This window comes from Parapedobacter sp. GCM10030251, from assembly GCF_042666505.1.
Lineage (GTDB): Bacteria > Bacteroidota > Bacteroidia > Sphingobacteriales > Sphingobacteriaceae > Parapedobacter.
This window is the reverse complement of record NZ_JBHTDN010000001.1, coordinates 296,114-317,446: the sequence shown is the minus strand read 5'-3', so window position 1 is coordinate 317,446 and position 21,333 is coordinate 296,114. Positions and strand designations below refer to the sequence as shown.

General features: G+C 50.6%; 16 protein-coding genes. All 16 read right to left on the bottom strand.

Annotated elements, in window-relative coordinates; translation table 11 throughout:
* The gene (locus ACFQRK_RS01520) at positions 1-810 is read right to left on the bottom strand and encodes an SDR family oxidoreductase (protein ID WP_379002921.1); all 810 of its coding nucleotides are present in this window, start codon (positions 808-810) and stop codon (positions 1-3) included.
* A gap of 21 nt (positions 811-831) precedes the next feature.
* Positions 832-1,857, bottom strand: coding sequence for a zinc-binding dehydrogenase (locus ACFQRK_RS01515; protein WP_379002919.1), 1,026 nt, complete (start codon positions 1,855-1,857; stop codon positions 832-834).
* A complete protein-coding gene (locus ACFQRK_RS01510) occupies positions 1,836-2,567 on the bottom strand; it encodes an orotidine 5'-phosphate decarboxylase / HUMPS family protein (protein ID WP_379002916.1) in 732 nt (243 codons plus the stop codon). Before ACFQRK_RS01510 ends, ACFQRK_RS01515 begins: the two co-directional genes overlap by 22 nt.
* Positions 2,568-2,578: 11 nt before the next feature.
* Entirely contained in the window at positions 2,579-3,217 is a 639-nt protein-coding gene (locus ACFQRK_RS01505) for a DUF1080 domain-containing protein (protein WP_379002914.1), read from the bottom strand.
* A 10-nt stretch (positions 3,218-3,227) separates the two neighbouring features.
* A complete protein-coding gene (locus ACFQRK_RS01500; RefSeq protein ID WP_379002912.1) occupies positions 3,228-4,676 on the bottom strand; it encodes a Gfo/Idh/MocA family protein in 1,449 nt (482 codons plus the stop codon).
* An 18-nt stretch (positions 4,677-4,694) separates the two neighbouring features.
* Entirely contained in the window at positions 4,695-5,324 is a 630-nt protein-coding gene (locus tag ACFQRK_RS01495) for a gluconate 2-dehydrogenase subunit 3 family protein (RefSeq protein WP_379002910.1), read from the bottom strand.
* Between the two features lie 16 nt (positions 5,325-5,340).
* A complete protein-coding gene (locus ACFQRK_RS01490; protein WP_379002908.1) occupies positions 5,341-7,080 on the bottom strand; it encodes a GMC oxidoreductase in 1,740 nt (579 codons plus the stop codon).
* Positions 7,081-7,192: 112 nt separating this feature from the next.
* On the bottom strand, positions 7,193-8,326 hold the full coding sequence (locus tag ACFQRK_RS01485) for an acyltransferase family protein (RefSeq protein WP_379002906.1): 1,134 nt from the start codon (positions 8,324-8,326) through the stop codon (positions 7,193-7,195).
* Between the two features lie 10 nt (positions 8,327-8,336).
* The gene (locus ACFQRK_RS01480; protein WP_379002904.1) at positions 8,337-9,284 is read right to left on the bottom strand and encodes a hypothetical protein; all 948 of its coding nucleotides are present in this window, start codon (positions 9,282-9,284) and stop codon (positions 8,337-8,339) included.
* Complete coding sequence (locus tag ACFQRK_RS01475) at positions 9,285-10,352, bottom strand: dihydrodipicolinate synthase family protein (protein WP_379002903.1); 1,068 nt, start codon at positions 10,350-10,352, stop codon at positions 9,285-9,287.
* Complete coding sequence (locus ACFQRK_RS01470) at positions 10,334-11,905, bottom strand: SusD/RagB family nutrient-binding outer membrane lipoprotein (protein ID WP_379002901.1); 1,572 nt, start codon at positions 11,903-11,905, stop codon at positions 10,334-10,336. The genes ACFQRK_RS01475 and ACFQRK_RS01470 overlap by 19 nt, the downstream gene beginning before the upstream one ends.
* Positions 11,906-11,915: 10 nt before the next feature.
* On the bottom strand, positions 11,916-15,077 hold the full coding sequence (locus ACFQRK_RS01465) for a SusC/RagA family TonB-linked outer membrane protein (protein WP_379002898.1): 3,162 nt from the start codon (positions 15,075-15,077) through the stop codon (positions 11,916-11,918).
* Between the two features lie 297 nt (positions 15,078-15,374).
* Positions 15,375-16,493, bottom strand: coding sequence for an acyltransferase family protein (locus ACFQRK_RS01460; RefSeq protein WP_379002896.1), 1,119 nt, complete (start codon positions 16,491-16,493; stop codon positions 15,375-15,377).
* Between the two features lie 15 nt (positions 16,494-16,508).
* Complete coding sequence (gene pafA, locus ACFQRK_RS01455; protein WP_379002894.1) at positions 16,509-18,140, bottom strand: alkaline phosphatase PafA; 1,632 nt, start codon at positions 18,138-18,140, stop codon at positions 16,509-16,511.
* Between the two features lie 52 nt (positions 18,141-18,192).
* On the bottom strand, positions 18,193-19,491 hold the full coding sequence (locus tag ACFQRK_RS01450; RefSeq protein WP_379002892.1) for a fibronectin type III domain-containing protein: 1,299 nt from the start codon (positions 19,489-19,491) through the stop codon (positions 18,193-18,195).
* An 80-nt stretch (positions 19,492-19,571) separates the two neighbouring features.
* Positions 19,572-21,221, bottom strand: a complete 1,650-nt coding sequence (locus ACFQRK_RS01445; protein WP_379002890.1) for an ArnT family glycosyltransferase — start codon at positions 21,219-21,221, stop codon at positions 19,572-19,574.
* Between the last annotated feature and the right edge of the window lie 112 nt (positions 21,222-21,333).

The window sequence follows — 21,333 nt, the reverse complement described above, 5'->3', positions numbered from 1 at the left end:
TTATTCGAGGTCTAACGCGTCTAAGTTCTTTTCCGGATTCCGTCCGATGATCGGATGTTGCTCGAGTTCAATGGCTTGGCCGCTTACCGGGCCGAGGGAATCCGAAAGCCACAATACGGCTGAATTCGCCACTTCCATCGGATCCAGCAACCTCCGGGCAGGTGCATACATCGGCGAAATAAGGGAATACCAGTCGGCCGGCAGTCCATGTCCTATTTTCCGCTCCTGTTCCTTTTCCGTCAGCACCCACCCCACATTCAACTGATTTACCCGGATACCGAAGTCCCGATGCAGGCTGTCGCCCAAGTTTCTCGTCAGTGTCATCAATGCCCCTTTGGACACGCTGTAAGCCAACAGATTCGGTTCTCCGGCATACGCATTGACCGAGCCGATATTCACCACCGCCCCTTTGGTTTCCGCCAGATGGGGCAGCGCCGATTGAATGATGGCAAATGGTGCCAGTGAATTCACTTCCAGTACTTCGCGGAATAACGCAAGTGTCGTATCGCCCACATTGGACGAGACCACGTAGGCAGCATTATTAACGATGCCATTGATTTTGCCGAATCGGCGGACGGTCGCTTCCACCAGATCCCGGGCGAAGTTCTCGCGGGTTACGTCACCCACGAACGGTTCCACCCAGTCGCCGCCGTCCAGGTAACGCAGTGCGTCCGCTTGATTCCGTTCGCTCCGTCCGTGCAGCAACACCCTTGCTCCAGCATTCAAGCAGGCCTTCGCAATCGCCAACCCGATTCCGCCAAATGCACCGGTGACGATGATCACCTTCTCTTTCAATAAGTCGTTTTGCATAGTTCCCTTTCCGATTCGTCATTATTTCGGTATCAATACGCTTTTGATGACCTCCCCGTCCTTCATTTTACGGAACGCCACTTCCCAGTCCTCCAAGGGCCACATGCCGCCGACGATTTTGCTGATGTCCAGGCGGCCTGTATCCAACAGCCGGATCACTTTTTCCCATACTGGCCAGTTGTGACTGAAACTGCCTTGGATGCGAACGTTCTTTTGCACGATCGGATCCAGTGAAAATCCGATGGGCTGTGGGCCCCAGCCTACTTTCACCACCTGTCCGTTGGGCCTCACCCAGTCGATAGCGTTCTGAAGCGTATGGCTGATCCCCGCGGAATCAATCACGCAGTCAACCCCCATGCCATCGAGCTCACGTGCCCACAGGCCGGCATCGCCTGTGAGGGGTTGTATACCGTAGGCCGCGGCAATATCTAGCCGTACCCGGTCACTTTCCAACCCGACGATGGCCACTTCCGCACCCCTCAACTGGGCCATCAGCGCGCAGAGCATGCCAATGGTGCCCGGGCCGATGACCAGCACCCGGTCTCCGGGTTTGATATCGGCATTGTTCACCACCGCATTATACGCAACGCTACACGGCTCGGTCAGGCAAGCCCGCTCAAACGGTAACGTATTCGGTATACGGTGCAAGCAGCGGGCAGGCACCGCGACGTATTTGGTCATTGCGCCGTTGACACCGTAACCAAACCCCTTCCGCGAGGGGTCGAGGTTATAAAGCCCAACCTTTGACAGCGGGTTATCCAGATCGATCACGGCCGCTGTTTCGCTAACCACGCGGTCGCCGGTTTTCCAGATTTTCACATCCGGACCGACTTCATCGATAATTCCCGCGAATTCATGGCCCAGGATAACCGGATAATTTACCTCCCAGCTATGGCTGGACGTCCATTGGTGCAGATCGCTGCCGCATACGCCTACGCCCTTTACTTCGAGGATTACTTCGCCGCTTTTCGGCTCCGGCCGCGGCACTTTCCGCAGCTCCACCGATCCCTTGGCACGATCAAAATTTACGACTGATAAAAACTCCATGGTTGCTTATATTGCTTATTGATTTGCTGCGAATGAATCTGCTCGCAAATAGTCCGTAATACGCTGGGAAGGTCGTTGCTGCTCGACGTTTTGAACGAGTCGGCATCAATCGTAAGGGGCGCCCCAAGCACCACCAGCGGTGCGCCGTACGAAGGGCACGAAATGGCCTGTTCAATGGACAGTCCACCTACCGCCTGAACGGGCACCTGTACCGCTTCCACCACTTCGGTAAGCTGGTCCAACGGACTCGGGCACGCAAAGCCCTGTGCGACCAAGCCCCGCCGTTCGTCGTACCCGATGTGGTGGATCACGTAATCGCATCCGAGGTCTTCGAGAAACCTAGCACCGTCTACCATCGAGTCGCAGGCCAGGTTATCGCCCATTACCTTAATACCGAAATCGCGCCCGGCCTGTACTACACATTTGATGGTTTCCGCATGGGCCCTGCCCATGACCACCACATGCGTAGCGCCTGCTTTGGCCATCATCTCCGCTTCGAGGTAGCCGCCATCCATGGTTTTCAGGTCGACCACCAAGGGTGTATCCGGGAATTCGCTTCTCAGTCTTCGTACCCCGTGCAGGCCCTCTGCCAGCACAAGCGGAGTACCCACCTCCAGCCAGTCGACCCCAGCCTGCAAGGCGACCTGTGCGGTATTTACCGCCTCCTCAATATCCGTGAGATCCAATGAGATCTGAACAATCGGTTTCATTTATTACTTGCTTAATCTAAAATCCTTACTTGAATATCTTTATACATCGCTTTTGAATTCGGGTCGTGCGCCTGGATGGCGAAGGTACCGGAACCCACATAGCGGCCAAAGTGATCCTCTTGCCGTACCAATCGACTTTTGTCGGTCATCTGGGTATAATCCACCACGGTCGTTCCGTCCACCTTGACGATCACCCGGTTGCCTTCCACCCGGATATACAGCTCGAACCACTCCCCGTCCACAGCATACTTGTCGGCTATGTCCACCACGTTGTATAAACTACCCGTACGGATGGCGTCGCGGTGGGAATTGTTGACCTGTACTTCATATCCGTAATTGGGGAATCCCGTTTCCTGGAAGCGGCTGTGGAAGTATACACCTGAGTTAGCGTTTTCAAAGGTGTACACCTGGGCTTTGAACTCAAAATTTTTGAACGCATGATCGGCCACATCACCGACGTAATACAGATGGGAACGTGGTCCTTCCTGCATAATGCAGCCGTTTTCAACCCGGAAAGATGCGGCATTGTCACTGGCTTTCCATCCGTTTAACGTCTTTCCGTCAAACAGAGATACCCAACGGCCGGTTTGCGCGTCTGCGGCGGAAAGCCACAGCGCAAGAAAACAGGCGACACAAAGTTTCAATTTCATGGCTCTATGTTTACAATTGTCCCCAACCTTTTCTATACTCGCGCTTCACAAACTGATTCGCCTCTTCGTAATTGGTAATCCGCATATTTCCGCTATCCCATTTCATCAACTTATTGCTTCCCGGATACACGAAGCCTTTTCCGTTGGGTCGTGGTTTGGGAATATCGGCCACGCGGATGGCCAGGTTGGCCATGAGTACCGTTTCCGTCAATGGGCCCGACAGTTCAAAAGGCGCACTCAGCTTGGCCTTGCCGTATCCTGCGATCGCACCTTCCACCCACTGCGCATAGTGCCCATCGGCGCCACCTTTCACCCGCTCATACCGCTGTGGAACCGTAACCTCCTTCGTCTTTGAAACCGGGATCAGCCTCGGATTGGCCGCGTATTCACTGGCCATCATTTTCCCCTTTGTACCGATAAACAAGATGCCGCTGTTGCCATCTCCCATGATTTCTTCCGGCTCCAGCTCGTCCGGCCGCATCGGCTTGATCCCGCCGTCCATCCAATGCAACTTCACTTCTCCCTGTGTCCGGCTGGTTTTGGGGAACGTCAAAATTGCGTAACCCGACGGCGGACAGCTATCCTTAAAGTAACCGCGTTCCCCAAAAGCCGTGTACACGCTGCCAACGGTCGCCTGCACATCGGTTGGGTATTTCAGGTCCAGTACGGAAAAAGGCGCTTCCAGCAAGTGGCAACCCAGGTCACCCAGCGCGCCTGTACCGTAATCCCACCAGCCGCGCCAGCTGCCCGGAATGAGCCCGTCTACGTAGGCCTTATCGGGTGCGGTCCCGAGCCAAAGGTCCCAATCCAGTTCCTTGGGCACGGAAGGCGATTGCGCTGGCCACGGAATGCCCTGCGGCCACACGGGGCGGTTCGTCCACGTATAGACGGTGTGCACATCGCCGATTATATCGGCATCGAACCATTCCCGGAGCTGCCGGACCCCGTCGCCCGATGCCCCCTGGTTGCCCATTTGCGTAACCACCTTGTATCTTTCAGCCGCTTCCGTGAGTTTACGGGCTTCGTAGATGTCGTGCGTCATCGGTTTTTGGACATACACATGTTTTCCGAGCTGCATGGCGCCCATGGCGATGACGGCATGGTTGTGATCGGGCGTTGACACCGATACCGCGTCGAAATGTTTGGACTCCTTGTCAAATAACTCCCGCCAGTCGTGGTAGTACTTTGCTTTGGGAAACCGTTCCCGCGATTCCTTCGCCATACGGTCGTCCACATCGCATAAGTAGGCAATTTCAGCTTTGCCGCTGTCATAAAAACTCTTTAGGTCGCTTCTCCCTTTACCTCCGATGCCCACACCGGCGACCACCAGCTTATCGCTGGGCGCAATAAATCCGCTACCGCCCAACACATGGCGGGGTACGATCGTTACACCAGCAACGGCGAGGCTGGTGGTGGTAATGAAATCCCTTCTGGATTGTTTCTTACTATCTTGCTTCATATTTCTGGATGCGTTAATTTACGTAATTAAGTCGGTAAGGTCGTATTGCCGGAGGACATCCACGGGAACGCCTTCCCACACATTCGGCCGGTTGCCTACATATCCGAGGTAGTCGATCCCCGCCTCCGTGGTAAAATATCCCGAAGCTGTCAGTTCCCTGAGTAAGGTAAAAAATGCAATACCCTGCATGAATTCGCTGTGTTCCGATTCCGGATAGGCAATCCGGTCCAGGATATCGATACGCTGATCGGCTGTGATCCCGGTAAAAACACCCTGAAACCGCTGCAGTGCATAATTGTCGAGCCATTTCAGCCCGTCCCGCATCGGCTGCTGCAATTCCGGCTGATCTTTCACGATAAATTCGATAAAATCGGGCACTTTCACATCGGAAGCGCTCGGCGAATCCTCATCTGCCGGTATAATCAGATCGACCAGCTCGGTAAGCGTCTCTCTTTCATGTGGATCAAAAAATGTATAGGAATTCAGTTCCTCAAGCCGTTCCCGCTCCCAAAGCTCCCGGCCTTCCTTCAGGTCCAGGTTGAGCCGGGAAACTACCCGGTCTGCTTTTTCGTTACTGCATCGATGAAAAAGCAATCCGCTGGCTACCATGGATACGCCGATGGCTTTCAAGGCATCTCTTCGTTTCATTTTGTCCATCGCCATTTTACAGGTTACGTCTTTTCCGTTGTTCCAAAATATATTCTGATGTCCGCATCGACAATGCCAATATGGTCCACGTTGGGTTTTTATCCCCCTGCTGTACAAACGGCGCTCCGTCTACCACGAATAAGTTTTTGCAATCATGAGCTTGACACCATTTATTCAAAGCCGAAGTTTTCGGATCATCTCCCATCCGTACCGTCCCCACTTCATGGATGATCTCGCCGGGCTTTTTGAGTCCATAGTGCTTGTCGGCTCCTACGTACGCCGACGTGATAACAGCACCCATACCGGTAAATAGGTCATGGAATGTATCCTGCATGTGCTTGCCCTGTTTGATTTCGGCATCGTGCCATTTGTAATGGAACTTCAACACGGGGATACCGTATTTGTCGACCGTATTGGGATCGATTTCGCAGTAATTGTCTTTTCGTGCGATGGCCAATCCCCGGCCGGCCAGAACCACTTTGGTTCCAAAGTAATCGCGGTACTCTTCCTTCAGCGACCGGCCGTATCCGCCGCTTTTTTTTCCAGCACCATTAACGTTGGCTAACGCACCGTTAAACCGGGGCAGATCATTTAGGTACCCGTAGGAAGGCATGTTCATCCCCCCGCCATATTCGATGTGATAGCCTCTCGGAAAATCCAGTTTCGAATTGTCCAGCCACCAGGGTGAATAGACATGCAGGCTTCCCACTCCATCCTCATTATACCGCTTTCGGTTTTTTAGCTGTGGAAGATATGCCGCGACACTGACGCCCGTGGAATCGTGCAGGTATTTACCGACCACCCCGCTGCTGTTCGCCAGTCCCTGCGGATGTTGCCGTGACTTTGAATTCAATAAAATACGCGCCGATTCACAGGCACTTGCGGCCAATATGACCTGCTGGCCATATACCTGATACTCCTGCATATCTTCTTTGCTGATGTAAGACACGCCCTTGGCGAGTCCATACCCATCCACCAGCACCTCGCGCACCAACGAGTTGGGAAGCACTTCCAGATTTCCGGTCCGGATGGCCGGGATGACCAAAGCGGACGAAGAAGAAAAATCCCCGTACACCTTGCACGACCTGCCGCACTGGCCACAATTGAAACACACGCCCCGCTGGTTATTGTTTTTCAATGGTTCGGTAAGCACCGATCCCCTACCCGGTATCACGGGAATGCCTTTTTTTCTGGCCGCTTCGGCGATCAGTAATTCGTGTAGCCTGGGTTTCGGCGGCTTCAGAAAGATCCCATCGGGATCATCCTCCAGCCCCTCATTGGTGCCATATACACCGAGCAGTATGTCCACTTTGTCGTAATACGGCTTAACTTCCTCGTAGCTGATCGGCCAGTCGTCGGTAGCCCCGTCGAAGCTTCCTCCCTTGAAATCTTTTGGGCCAAAACGCAGGGAAATACGCCCCCAATGGTTGGTACGTCCTCCCAGCATCCGTGACCTAAACCATCGGAACTCACTTCCCTCGCTGTTGGTATACGGCTCACCGTCGATCTCCCATCCCCCGAAAGCGCCATCGAAATCGCCAAAGGCGCGGTTTGTAGAAGCTCCTCTGCGGGGTGATTCCCAAGGCCAGCGCATCTGTAACGAGTCTTTGGCCGGATCGAAAAAGGGACCGGATTCCAACATCAGCACTTTCAAGCCCGCCTGTGCCAGCACATAGCCAGCCATGCCCCCGCCTGCCCCCGATCCGACAATGATAACATCGTATTTACCCTTACTTGCGTTTATGTTAAATGCCATGTGGTTTTTTAGGGTTTATAAATCAGTCAGCTTATACCGCTCGAAGTTCTACATTTTATGAAGCGGAACCTTGCTTCATTTTATCCTGTTGTTGTAGGATATTTGCATAAGGTTACACTTTGAGGTATACCTTTCTTTTCGCTAAGAAATACAATATCAAGAAGATCAAACTGACGCTGCACAACCTGGCGAACGGTTGATAGCCTTTGCCCAGAAACTGCTCCAAACCGAAAAACAGCGAATGGACAACGGAGCTGAAATCAACTATGGAAAACAGAAGATACGCCAGGATTGAGTTCATCCCATAGATTTTAAGCCAGCCTACGTATTTCCCTTTACCCAGACAGTCAATGACGTAGTAAAATATAGCCATCAGGATGAAACAGAGTCCGCTGCTATACAGCGTCATGGAGCTCGTCCATATTTTTTTTATAATGGGCATCTGTAAGCCCCATAACACCCCGAGGATAACCTGTAAAATCCCCAGCCCCAACAGCCACACAGCCTTGTTAACCTTCGTGATCTTGCTGCTCTTTAGGATATGGCCCGCAAAAACACCGGTCATTACGGTGACGCCGAAATTGAGGCTGCTTAACAGCCAGGTGTATCGGTAATTTCCAAAATCCAGACCTGCATCGGTAACTTTGACCCCGTCCCTAAACCGTCCTAGCACGGTCCGGTCCAGGTATTCGGCAAAGTTTTTATCAGGTGTAAAATCGCCCCTTCCGTAACCGTCAGCCCCTACAAATGTCATGATTCCCCAATAACCGAGCAGCAGTACCGCGGTAGCAACGAGCTGTCCACGGATCCCCAGGTGTATCAGGAGAACCGCCGAAATCAGGTATCCCATGGCAATGGCCTGCAAGGTATTCGAATACAAATAAATTTTATGGAAGTCGAACGCCAATAGATTTCCCTGACACATCATCCCAAAAATCCACAACAGCAATACCCGTTTCAGGACTCGTTTATAGAGCCTGGTTTTGCTCCCTTCGTTGAGGTACTTTTGAAAGGCGAATGGCATGGAAACCCCGGCCATAAACATAAATAACGGCATAATCAGATCCCAGAAAACGAATCCTTCCCATTGCACATGCCGAAACTGGGTCATGATGGCCGTTAATCCGTCATTGTCGAAAGCCCGGGCTAACGAAGACAGTACCGGCTGAAAAAATACCAGGCAGAATAAATCAAATCCCCGAAGGATGTCGAGCGACTCTAAACGGCTATTTATCCGGTTCATCATAACAGTAGGTCTATTTGGGAACGTAAAGATGCACATTTTTGTGCATCGTATAAAGCTTTGGTTTTTGTCCATCCCAAACCGTTATCGGGCTGGACTCATTGTTTTCCACCAACGGGTTATCCGGGTACTTTTGCCAGTTCAACAGGTCATCGGACACTGCTACATTGGAATTCCAATAGACGGGACGCCCCCCTTTGTTCCAGTCCTGATTTGAGGTGGCGTGGTAATACAGATAATATTTCCCGCCCCATTCAACGATCTGATTTGCGGCAACCGCACCTTTGTCATAATCTTCCGGCCCCGGAATCAGCACCGGTTCATCCTGGATGTTCCGCCAATGCAGCTTATCGGCCGACGTTGCCACCCAGATGGCGGAATCTACCCGCTCATAAAACAAATGCCATATGCCCTCTTTGATATACACCGTTGGCGTTCCATACGGACCAGGAATTGTATCGCCCTTGGCAGTGAGTATGGTCAAGTCGCCCTTGGATTCCCAGTTGATTCCATCCGCCGAAGTCAGCAGGTGGGCAATGTCGTTTTCTCCCTCTGCGAATAAGTAATACAACCCTTGGTCCTTCAGCACAAACACATCCTCGGTCCATTTTTCACGGTAAATGGGATTTTTCGCGAATCGCTCCCAATGTACGCCATCTTCAGAAACGGCATACCCCAGAAATTTAGCCGCTGAACGATCCGGATGGTAACCTGTATACCACATTTTATAGATTCCGTCGTCGTATAGGATAAATCCACGTTCGCGGATTTCCTTATCCCACGTGGAAGAATCCGTTCCGGAAAATAGAGCGCTGTCCGAGTAGGCGGTAAATGCTACCAACTGCTGTGGGAATTGCAGCTCTCCATTGCTGCCTGATCTGGTTGCGCAAGCAGCCAAAAGACACAGCACCGCCACCAAAGCCATCCGATTCATATTCGTATTCAACGTATGTAATTCCATCTAGTTCAACTTGGTAAGGGGTATATCCAGATCGCTGCACCACCTTTTAAATTCGCGATACAAATCATCCAAAGCCGCGATTTCACTTTTGGTTAGTTCGGTTCGTCTTGCCCGACTGTTTACCTGAACAGGCAATCCGCGTTTCTGAAGGAAATACTTCGCGCTCAACGGATACTTCAAGGATACGATTTTTTCCGCACGTATCAATTCCTGTTGCATGAATGCGAGCTGTGCAGATAAGGCTGGCTCGTTAGCGTGGTCACATATCCATGAAAATAGTTCCGGAAAAAAATTGCCCGCTATTGGCGACAGGCCACTTCCACCGGCTTGGATGAAAGGTACAGCCGTTCCCGAATGCGCGTTGAACACTTTGTATGCCCCTCCCTTGCTTATTTCAATTTTTTGGATCAGCTGTCCCATATCTTCCGACGTATCTTTGTGATACGTGAACCTTTGGGTCTCCATCAGCGTTCGGAACGCTGATGCAGAAAGAAGCCGCTTGTAGGGAGAAGGACATTCATAGGTACCCAACGGAATGCCGGGCGTCCGATCCACCAGCGCAAGCAACTGTTCAAGAAAAACCCGGTTATCCTGCCCTTTGTCGGCAAAGTGGCTGGTGATTAACACGACGGAATCCACCCCGGTTTCGGCCATTTGCTCGGTACAACGGATCTTTTCTTCCAGATTTTCACCGAAGGAGCCCGTTGCAACGACCGGTATATCACTTCCTGCCTGTTTCACGGTTAGCGCAGCGATATGCAATTGTTCCTGTCGGTTCAATTGATACATCTCACTGCTTAGGCAATTCGCGAAAAGTCCACCCGCACCGGACTGCCTGTAAAATGCGATGAGCTTTTCAACGCCATAGGTATCCACGCTAAGATCCTCACGGAACGGCGTAAGCATAACTGGAACCAACATCGCCTCGACGGTACGTGGTAGCGACCAAGACTCCCTGTTTATGCCAGCCAATCCGGTCAGCCCCAGTGTAAAGGCCCCTTTCAGGAAAGTCCGCCTTGAGCAGGCATCGTTCGCACGTATACCCGCCATCAGTCTTCCTTGTCCCACCAAAGCCGCGTGATGTAATTGTCTGTGCCCTGCCTCGCAACCGCTTCCTTATAATGATCGGTGTTCAGCACCGCTTCGTTCTCCGGGTATCTCAATCTTCTCGGAAACAACCCTCCCGTTTCGTTGTCGGGATAGTTTACCGGAATCAATCTTGGATAACCCGACCTTCTGACATTTGCAAACGCTTCGTATCCGTTCATAAACGTGGCTGCCCAGTATTGGGTATTGATCTGCTCGAAGGCAGCCGGTAAGTCCTGCGTTCCAACAAATGGGTTTTCTGCTAAATACTCATTAATTTCCGCATCCGAAATCAGCGCCGAGGGGTCGTAAATGCTCAGGTTTTTCATGGCAGATCGCACCCCCGTACCATAGTATTCCGCTGCATTTCCGCCGATCCACCCCCTAACGGTGGCCTCGGCCAGCAGCAATGCCACCTCTCCATGGGTAATGAACATGCGGGGGCCATCCAATTTTCCATACACATCCCGGTTTATGCCGGAATATTGATGCTCCTGCCCCGGCGCGTCGGGGTCATAGCTCGGATCTGCCATCAGTGTATTCCGATCCAATCCGTTCGGAAGTCCTTTCTGGATTGCGGGGTCCGTATTTTTTGTCGTGATGTCCATCGGATTCGTATACACCGCCACGGTGTGCTTCAGCCTTGGATCATGGTGGTTTTTCAGAAAGTCGAAGAAGGTTTTGCTGATTTTCCCTCCCTCCCGGGTGGATACACTCAGCACCCAGCTATCGGCATTGCTGAGCGCTTCAATGGTGCCTTCGGCGTCCGTACCCCTAATAAACAAATTGTCGTCATTGGACTCAAAAACACCGCCGTTATAGGCTTTTTGCACCCATAACTTCGCGTTTTCCGGCTCCACTTTTGACAGCCGCATTCCCAACCGCAGCATCATGGAATAGCCGAGACGTTTCCATTTCTGGATATCGCCGTCATACACAATGTCAGCCGATGGATACAGGGGCATATCGGAATTCAGCTTAGCCGTCGCATCCTCCAGTTCAGCCAGCATATGCTCATAAATAAATTTTTGGGAATCGTATTTGGGCTTGTAAATATGCTGGTAAAAAGCCAGGCCTGCTTCCGAATACGGCACATCCCCATATAGGTCTGTGAGCCGTTGAAAAACCACCGTTCTCCATATTCTACTCATCTGCAGGAGGTTGTTGTATTCAACCACCTCCTGCGTGTTCTGGATGAGGTCCTGCAACAATTTGACAATGTCGTAGGAAGCGAACCACAAAGCTTCATTATTGCCTTTGTGGTACACATATTTATCACCGTGAAAATTAAATATCCCCACGTTGCTCAATGACGCAAAATGCTGAACAAAACCTTCGCAGTAAAAGAGACCGGTATTCGCTTCGCCGCCGTTCTTCGCAGTCTGGAGTTGCGCCGAAGCCAGGAGATAAGCCGGATTAAACCGATCGCCCGTGACCGCATTTGGATCTTTATTCAGACTTTCAAATCCCTTGTCACAGGCCGCCAACGAGGCGATAAGCACGAAAGAAGCGATCCCTGCTTTATATATTCTCATGATACGTAAATTAAAACTTAACACTTAAATTGAAACCAAAGCTGCGGGTCGGGGGCAGGGCAGAATTCGCATAACCCTGTGCATTTCCGGCACTGAAATTTGTTTCAGGGTCCATACCCGGTGTTCGCTTCATAAGGATGAGCGCATTGTTGCCTATGAACGATAGGCTTGCCCCTTTGAGGTATCCGATTTTATCGGTGAGCCGTTGGGGCAGATGATACGTTAACGCAAAATTACGAAGTTTGATAAAACTGGCGTCGTAAACGTAATCATCCAACGCATCCCTTCTTCTGACGACGATCGCCCGGTTGTTTACCCGATCGGCAGAGACATGCACGGTATTGACCTGGCCGTCTTCGGTAACGCCATCCAATGTCACGCCATCGGCCCTTCCCAATAACGATCCCCAAGACATTCCCCGGTGGTCAAGGTCGTAATTCAGCCCGGAATATATCTTGGCATCGAATTTCGAATCGATCAGGAAGGAAAGTGAAAACGATCGGTAGGCAAATGAATTGGTCAGGCCTACGGTATATTTATGGATGCCCGAACCAAAGGGCACCACATCCACGGGCACAATCGGCAATCCCGTTGCGTCAATGACATCTTTGCCTGCTTCATTTCTCAATATCGTCCTTCCCACAATCTGGGAATATTCCATCCCTTCAATGTGCTTAATCCAACCCCGGGTTACTGTACCCAGCACCAACTCTTTCGAAGCATTGGATATTTTCAGCACCCTACTTTTGTTGTACGCAAAATTCGCGGCTACGTCCCATTTCAGGCTTCCTTCGCGCAGCGGTTTTCCCGTAAGCAAAAGCTCCCATCCCTTATTTTCAATTTCGCCGACATTCACCGACATCCCTTGGTAGCCGCTTGTGGAAGAGATGGTTTCAACGGCAATGTCATTGGTGGTCAATTTATGGTACCACGCCACGTCCAATCCGAGTCGGCTGTTAAACATTTTAACGTCCAGTCCGGCCTCAAACTCATTCACGCTTAAGGGTCTCAGATTTTCATTCGGCACATTTAATTGATTTATCTTTCCCAATGATTTACCATCGTACGAGTAAGATTGCAACCCATAGGTCAGATTCAGCAGATACGGATCGGTATCACCACCTACCGAAGCGTAAGCCACCCGCAGCTTTCCAAAATTAATTAGGGAAGGCATTTCCAACGCCTCGGAGAACACGAAACTCACTCCCGCCGATGGGTAAAAGTAGTTGTTCGACTTGGGGTTCAGTGTCGAAAACCAATCGTTCCGGCCGGTAAGGTTTAGATAAAGGAAGTCTTTGTATCCGAACTCCGCCGTAGCAAATAGCGAGTTGATCTTCTTTCGGTAGAGATCCGTGGTTGTCTGGCGATTGGACGTATTGTTGATCACATGCAACTGCGGGACAACGAAGCCAAATGCGTCGACATCCGTGGTTCCCCTTTTTTGCGACATGAGGTTCCCTCCGGCATTCACGGTCAGTGAAAAGGTATTCCATCGCTTATCGATCCCGATAATGCCCTCAAAATTCCGTTCCCAAAACGAGATGCTTCGTTGCTGAATTTCGCCATTTTTAAGAAAACCCGTTCCATCGGGTATGACGTTGGTATTGGTCACGCCATAGTAATCCTGCCCCACGCGGCCCTGCACATACAACCAATCCCATATTTCCCAGCGTATGTTGGCCGTCGTCAGATACCGATCCTTATCGGAGCCATTTCTCATACGGTTCAACACGAAATAGGGGTTCGTCGCATTCAGATCGGTTCCCAGCGTTTTTTCCTGAAAGTTTTCATCGTAACCTGGCGACAGTGCCTCGGTGGGCATATTGCTGTTTACCCAAAGGATGGTGCTCGTCATACTCGCGCGTCCACCCGAGGTAATCAGTCGGTTGTTCGCTTTCTCCTTGACATAGTCGATGCTGGCACCTATTGAAACTTTTTTCGTTAGGTTTTGCTGCAGGCCCAAACTGAGGTTATTTCGTTGAAGTCTTGAATTATCAACAATTGCATCGTTCCGTAAATTGGTGTAGGAAATGCGAAAAGATCCATTTTCATTCCCTTTACTGAAAGAAACGTTGTTGTTGATCGTGCTGCCTACTTGATAGAAATCTTCAAGTACGCGATCTTTGACAAATGAATAAGGTCTTTCTACGCCATCCAGTTGCACGGTCATTTTCCCATCGTATTTTTCGCCCCAGTGATTCTGGCCGTGGTTAGCCGCATCCTGCATGCTTGCCGGACGGAAACCACCATACCCCTGGCCGTATTCATTCTGAATTTCCCATAAAAAGAAGGGTATTTCGAATGTGGTATTTGAATTGACGGTGATCCCGATCCCTTGCTGGCCTTTTCCGGATTTGGTCACAATGATGATCGCTCCGTTCTTCGCCCGGGAACCATACAATGCTGCTGCGGTTGCCCCTTTCAGCACCGAGATCTCTTCGATATCGTCCGGATTGATACTTGACAAATTGTCGCCCCAATCCGGTGATACCGTATTCGTACTACCAAACTGCGAGTTGTCCATGGGCATTCCATTGATAATATACAGCGGTTGGTTATCGCCGGAAATGGATGTATTTCCCCGGATCGTTACCCGGCTTGAGCTGCCGGGGCCATTCGCGGTGCTGACCACGTTAACACCGGCCACCTTCCCGCTTAACGAGTTGGCAAAATTGACATTTTTGTTCTTCTCAAAGTCATCGCCGTCCAGCTTGCTCACCGCGTAGGCCAATGCCTTGGACTCTTTTCGGATGCCTAGGGCGGTAACCACGACTTCATCGAGGTTCTGGTTTTCTTCAGCAAGCGTGATCGCCAAAAAGTCCTGCCCGGTAAACTGCACTTCGTATGCCTCATAGCCAACGTAGGATACGACCAGTGTAACGGGCTGCGTCGGAACGTTCAGTTCGAATTGCCCTTGGTTATTGCTACTCGTAGACGTGTTACTGCCTTTTACATGGATCGAAACCCCTTCCAATGGTTCGGATCTGGCATTGTGGACGCTGCCTCTCACCCGGTACTCCTGGTCAGAGAACGCGCCATACCCCGGCAGGTTATCACTTCGCTCATCGGCATTTGCCGCAAAGAAAACCAGCAGGGGCACAAGGACACAAGAAAGCCTGACGCCCGACAAGCATCTCCTTCGCGCGTCGGTTACTTTGTTGAAAAGTATCATAATTAGCTATCGTAAATTGTGAATTGGTACACAAAAATCTTTTTAAAAACTGAATGGTTTTTATACGATGTTGCCGGATTCTTTTCAGAAGTTATCTTCTGATTTCGTGTATGATGTGTACCCGCGATCAAACGGAGTAGCCTCAACTATTCTGAAAAAAATGCGTTGATGTCCGGACCCCTTGCCAGGTTCTCCCCTGCCCGTTAGGTTTCATTGAACCGGCGCGTGGAAATATTTTTAAAAGTCCTTGATTGCCTTACGATCGCACCGATGGGACCGATCAGAGGGGCTTTTGATCTACACTTTTATAAAAATCCGTTTCCGGTAAAGAAAATAGAGCAATAGCCACACCAGGGCCAGGGCCCCCAATGCGTTGAACACCGGATGCCATTTTTCATGAAAATTCATGTACAGACCTTCAAACAGCAGCTTGGACGTATAATTGAAATCGATGAGCCGATAGGCCATGTACACGACGATGGAATTGGCACCAATGACCTCGAAAAAGAAACACCATCTTCGGTAACCCAGCACATCGATGATTCCATAGAACAACGCCAGCATGAAAAACGCCATTCCTCCCGTTAGCAAAATAAAGGAACTGGACCACATGTGTTTGTTAATGGGAAAACTCAAGCCCCATATCAAGCCCAGCGGTACAAGGATCGCCCCTAAGGCGCAGAGGTAGCCGATTTTTGTCTTTTCAGGCCTCTCGGTATTCCGCAGGATGTCGCCAGCAAGGGTTCCCAAAAGCGGAAGGCAAATGGCGGGAAATGTGGTCAGCAGCGCGTTTTCGTCGTAGGTTTCCTGTTTTAGTATACCCGGCATAAACGTACGGTCAATCCATCCGACGAGGTTGCCTTCAAACGAAAGATCACCCGCACCGTAACCGGGGACAGGGATCAGGAAAACAGCCGCATAATAGGCGAGTAAGATGCCCGACACCCAGGCCAGTCGGGCCCTTCCTCCGAAGTTCAAATACAAAATGGCCGCTACCAGTGTGGTGATGCCAATGCGTCCCAATACGGTTCCATATCGAATATTGGCGGGATGGAACAAGTCCAATGGCGTATTTTTATCGATGAGCCCCAATATAAACAAGATGAGGAACCGGTTGAAGGCCTTTTTATATAGCGCCGCTTTCGACATTCCACGTTCCAGTCCGGACTGCAGAGAAAAAGATAACGAAACACCGGCTATAAACAGGAACAACGGAAAGATAAAGTCGTAAAAAGTAAAACCATTCCAAGCCGGGTGGGTAAGCTGCGTGGCCAACCAGTCTATCCATCGCATCCCCGTCAAACCATGCGACCGCTCAATAAATGCGCCCCCGCCAGCAATGAGCAACATGTCAAAACCTCGCAGCGCGTCGATGGACAGCAATCGCCTACTTCTGAAAGTTGCGTTTTCATTCATGACTTGGTTTGTCCGTTAGTGATCTGTCAATTCATAAATTACGCTACCGACATTCCCGCTGGGCATCTGGATATGAAGCAACGAAGCAAGGGTAGCCGCGATGTCTGTATTATGGACGAGCCGGTTTGTCTTACCGGGCTGCACCCCCCACCCCATCCAGATCAACGGAATGTGTGCATCGTACGCATTCCAGTGGCTGTGGGACGCACCGGATATTGACCCCCATTTCCATCCGGATTGCACACTATATACGATGTCGCCGCCACGTTTCAGGTGATAACCGTTGATCATCATGGTTTTTATCGGTTCTGCCAAGGTAGCACTGCCTAGCTTGCGGGTTACAAACGCATCGGTGATGCCTGGGCTTTCCATCAAGAGCATGACAATGCGATCGGCGATTTCGTCTTTGGAGACCGTCAATCGGGAAATCGCTTTGTCGTTCAGATACAGTTGCTGATTTGCGTTGGCGGCAATCACTGAATCAAGTCCGTATTCGGAGCGGATAACGTTCTGGATCGAGTCGAGCAGATACTTTTCATTGAGGAACCCAAAAGGTAGTTTATTCGCGGCCAGGTATCCGGGCGACTGCGACGCACCGTGATCTGCGGTAATAAAAAACAAGTAATCGCCTTCGCCGAATGTTTGATCCAGGTAAGCAAAGAACGCCTCCAGTTCTTTGTCCAATCGGAGATAATTATCTTCAATTTCAATCGAATTGGGACCAAAGCGGTGACCTATGGCATCCGGCGATGACAAACTGACGGTTAGCAGATCGGTGTCGCCGTGGGTACCCAGTTGGTACGCTTGGATGGCCTCCTTGGCAAACGCGAGCACCAGGTTATTTCCGAACGGTGTATTGCTGATCCCCACATCGAAACCGGTCACGCTATCTACCAGTCTGTGCGGAAAAACCGGACGTCGCTCATTGGCAAACCGGGATTCATAGGGCATGTCGTCCGCTGTACTTTGCACGTACGAAGCGACCGGGTACAAGGTATTCCATCCCTGTTTGAGGTATTTTTGTGGAATTTTCCGGTTATTGAAGGACTGCACCCATTCGGGCAGTTCATCCATATAATAGGTGCTGGTGATAAAGCAATTATTGGTTTTGTCAAACCAGAATGCGGCGTCGGCCGTATGCCCCGCCGGCAGGATGGCTGCCCGGTCTTTGATGGATATGCCGACGACTTTACTTCTGAAATTGGTGGCAATCTTCAGTTCATCGCCTACGGTGGTCGTCAGGAGATTACGAGGAGAGGCTTTGCCGTATTTTGATTCAGTGCCCACGGACGACACATTTTCGTCGCCAACGCAATTGACCGAATAGCCCTTTTCAAAATCAGGCCAGTCGTTGCCGACGATGCCGTGGACAGCCGGTGTTGCGCCCGTAAATATAGAGGCATGCCCGCATCCGGTTACGGTAGGTGCGTAACTGATCAGTGTTTGATCGCAACTGAAACCATCCGTTAACAGTCGCTTGAAGCCCCCGTCGCCATATCGGTCATAGAAACGATACAGGTAATCCCAACGCATTTGGTCCACCACCAAACACACGACGATCTTGGGTCTCGGGACCACGGCGCTTGCCAACATACCCGTTATGCCAACCCATACGGCACAAACTAAAATACTTACGGTTCTTTTCATATCGGCTTTGTATCAGGCATTGACATGGCTGGTTCCTCTGAGACCGCAGCATTTACTGCCGTTCCGGCATCCGATTGGGTATCCGGTCGACCAGCTTGTTTATCGTTCCTTCTTGCTTAATTAAATCAAACGCGTCGTAAAGCTCTCCAGTGGCCAAATAGGCGTTAAACGAGAGCTTTTGTGAAGATACGTCAATAATTTGAAATAATTGGGTATAGATTGCCGACCGGTCCATCCAAGATTTTTTCTCTACATGGCTACCGGTCATTTTTGGACCGCTTACCGAGACAACATACATCGTTCCGGACGATTCCCCTTTGCCATCCATCGGGATTTTACTCATGCCCCGCGCATAGGTATGATCGTGTCCCTGCAACACGAGGTCGACCCTGTATCGGTCAAAAATCGGCTTAAACGTCTCCCGCATCCGCTTATTATCACGCGTTCCTTTGGGCGAATAAATCGGATGATGAAAGGTAACAACCGTCCAGGTGTTTGGGTTATTCTCGAGAATACGTTCCAACCAGACACGCTGGGCTTCCAAATGCACGTCTGACTCCTCCGCTTGGTCGGAATTAAGGGATATGAACCGTACCCCCTGCACATCAGCGAAATAACAAGTTTCTTCCAGTCCGTTCGGACCGTTTAACGGCAGGTTAAACTGGGGCCGCCAAAAAACCGACGCGGCCCGTTCACCATTCGGCAGGTTAAAATGATCGTGGTTGCCGGGCGACGGAAGTCCGGGTATCATGCTGTGTATGAAACCACCCGCCGCAAACCAATCGGCCCATTCTTCATCCCGGTTTGCCCGGTTAATGATGTCCCCGGCGTACAGTTGCAGTCGGGCGTTTGGCGCTTTCGCAAAGGCTTCTCGTACGACCCGCGACCAAAGTGATCGGATATTTACCTGCACGTCTCCGAAATAAATAAATTGGAAGGAGTCTGTCGGCTGATCGCTGGCCGTAACAAAGTGAAACCATTCGCTCCAATGGTTCCCGTGGCCGACGCGATAGGCATATTTCGTATTGGGAATCAGGTCATCGAAAACCAGCGAATGGTAGTTGGACGATACGGTATCGCCCAGCCCCACCCATTCGGTTTCAGCTTTTTTCCGAACTGCTTTATCGACGAAACGCGGGTCTGCATCGGCAATCGCGATCTCTGCGAAACTCTCTTTCACCTCACCGGCCGTTTGCCAGTTAATCGCTACCGAAGCGGCTAAATCCTCCGTTACATTCAAAATGATACGCCGGGGGATTGAATCAGCCAATCCTTGATCGGTGGTCTGCGAAAAACTACAGGTAACCGCTAAAAGAAGGCAATTACTTAGGATAAAACCATATTTTACCATTTGTTTGTCATTGATTTACTCAAAGGTATCCCATTAGGTCATCCGGCTTCTGTATCAAATTGGCCGGGTATTATAGGATGTTAGCGCTTTTTTAACCGCACCAGATAAAATTTACCGAGTTGCGCATCCCGTGATTGATAATAAAAGAATGCGGATGTCAAGCGGCTCACGCGGTATCCGGCAAAGGACGCGATCGACTCCACGTCGTAATAATCCGGTATTTCTTCCAAACGCTCTGTGCTTACCGCCAGCAGACTCCCATCCGCTATGGTTTTCCACCGCTCTCCGGACCGAATGGCTTGTAACGGCATGTTGCATCGGAAACCAAGCATAAAGTTTTCTATTTCCTGGTCTAACACATATATACACTCCCCATGGCGTTCTACGCCGATAGTGGCATTGATAAAACGCCCCATGCGATCTCCGCTTTGATAGCCTAATAGTCCAGGATATACGTATCCTCCGTAAAAGATTCCAATTAACAGGCCCACGGCATAGCTCGCCAGAAATGTGTTATGAGCTGAAATCCGACGCGTGTAAATCAGCGCCGACCCGCCCACTATGGCGATAAAGGCAACCAGTAACCACCAGCCATCACTATGGAAAAAAAAAACCAACAGGCAAAGCAGAATGATCACCAACAGGCCGGAATACCATTGCACACGGTGCATGACACCCATGCGGGGCAATCGGTCCATGCCGGCTAACAGCTGGCCTATCCAGATACTCATCAGCGGAAAGATTGCATTAAGGTAGTGTGGCAACTGGAATTGCGATGCCGAAAACAATAAAAACGTGATCAAAATGCTGCCCCACAACAGCGGATGCCCGATTGCCAGCTTCCGTTTCCTGCCGAACGAAAAATAGACGGCAGCGGGAAGCAGCAAAGACCAGGGCAGGAATGCCCATAACGTGGTATGCAGATAAAAGAACGGATCGCCATGCCCCTTTATGGGCCCTGAATTGAAGAAGCGGCCAAACTGACTATCCCAAAAAAAGAAGCGGATGCCCGACACATTCGTCTGTCCGAACACCTCAGCCGTAGGTCTTGCATCAAACTGCCTGTATAGGCAATAAAGTTCCGGTAGGATAAAGATCAATAACAGGACGATGGCCAGATACCATCGATAGTTGATAAATTGCCGCCATTCCCTCCGGATAAGCCACCACACGATGAACCCGCTGCCGATGATGATCAACACAAAAATTCCCTTGGTCATCACTGCCATGGCTGCCCACAATGCACCCAATACGAGCTGAACGAATGCATCGCCACGATACGTTCGGTAGAAATGATAGATCGCTGCGACGATCATTCCTGTCAGATACGGTTCGGCATTTACCGCCGAATTGCACAGCAAAAGGTGCAATACACTGAGATAAATCAATACGGCTATGCGCGCAGCATGACGACTATGCAGCCTGCGGGCGAGCAGAAAGGTATACAACGCACCGATAAGCCAAAAGATAAACGCGGGCAACTTGTAGGCGAAATCGCTGATAACCAACAGCTTGTAGATAAGTGCGGTGCACCAAAAAGGAAAATGGGGTTTGTCCAACCAGTCGAACCCGTGAAGCGTAAGAAATTCATAGTTGGCATTTACAACCATGTTCTTTGCGATGAGCGCATACAGTGCACCATCGATCATCATGACACCGGTAAACAGACCAATCCCATTCACCGCAATACCGGCTGCACATAAGAGAGAGAAAACTCGGTTACCTAACATCGATGAACAGAATAACGATGGATGATGCAAACCGTGAGTAAAGTTACCGATGAAATTTGCTTTTTTCAAACCAGCTGGCTATATTTGGTTAACCAACTGAACATACAATCAT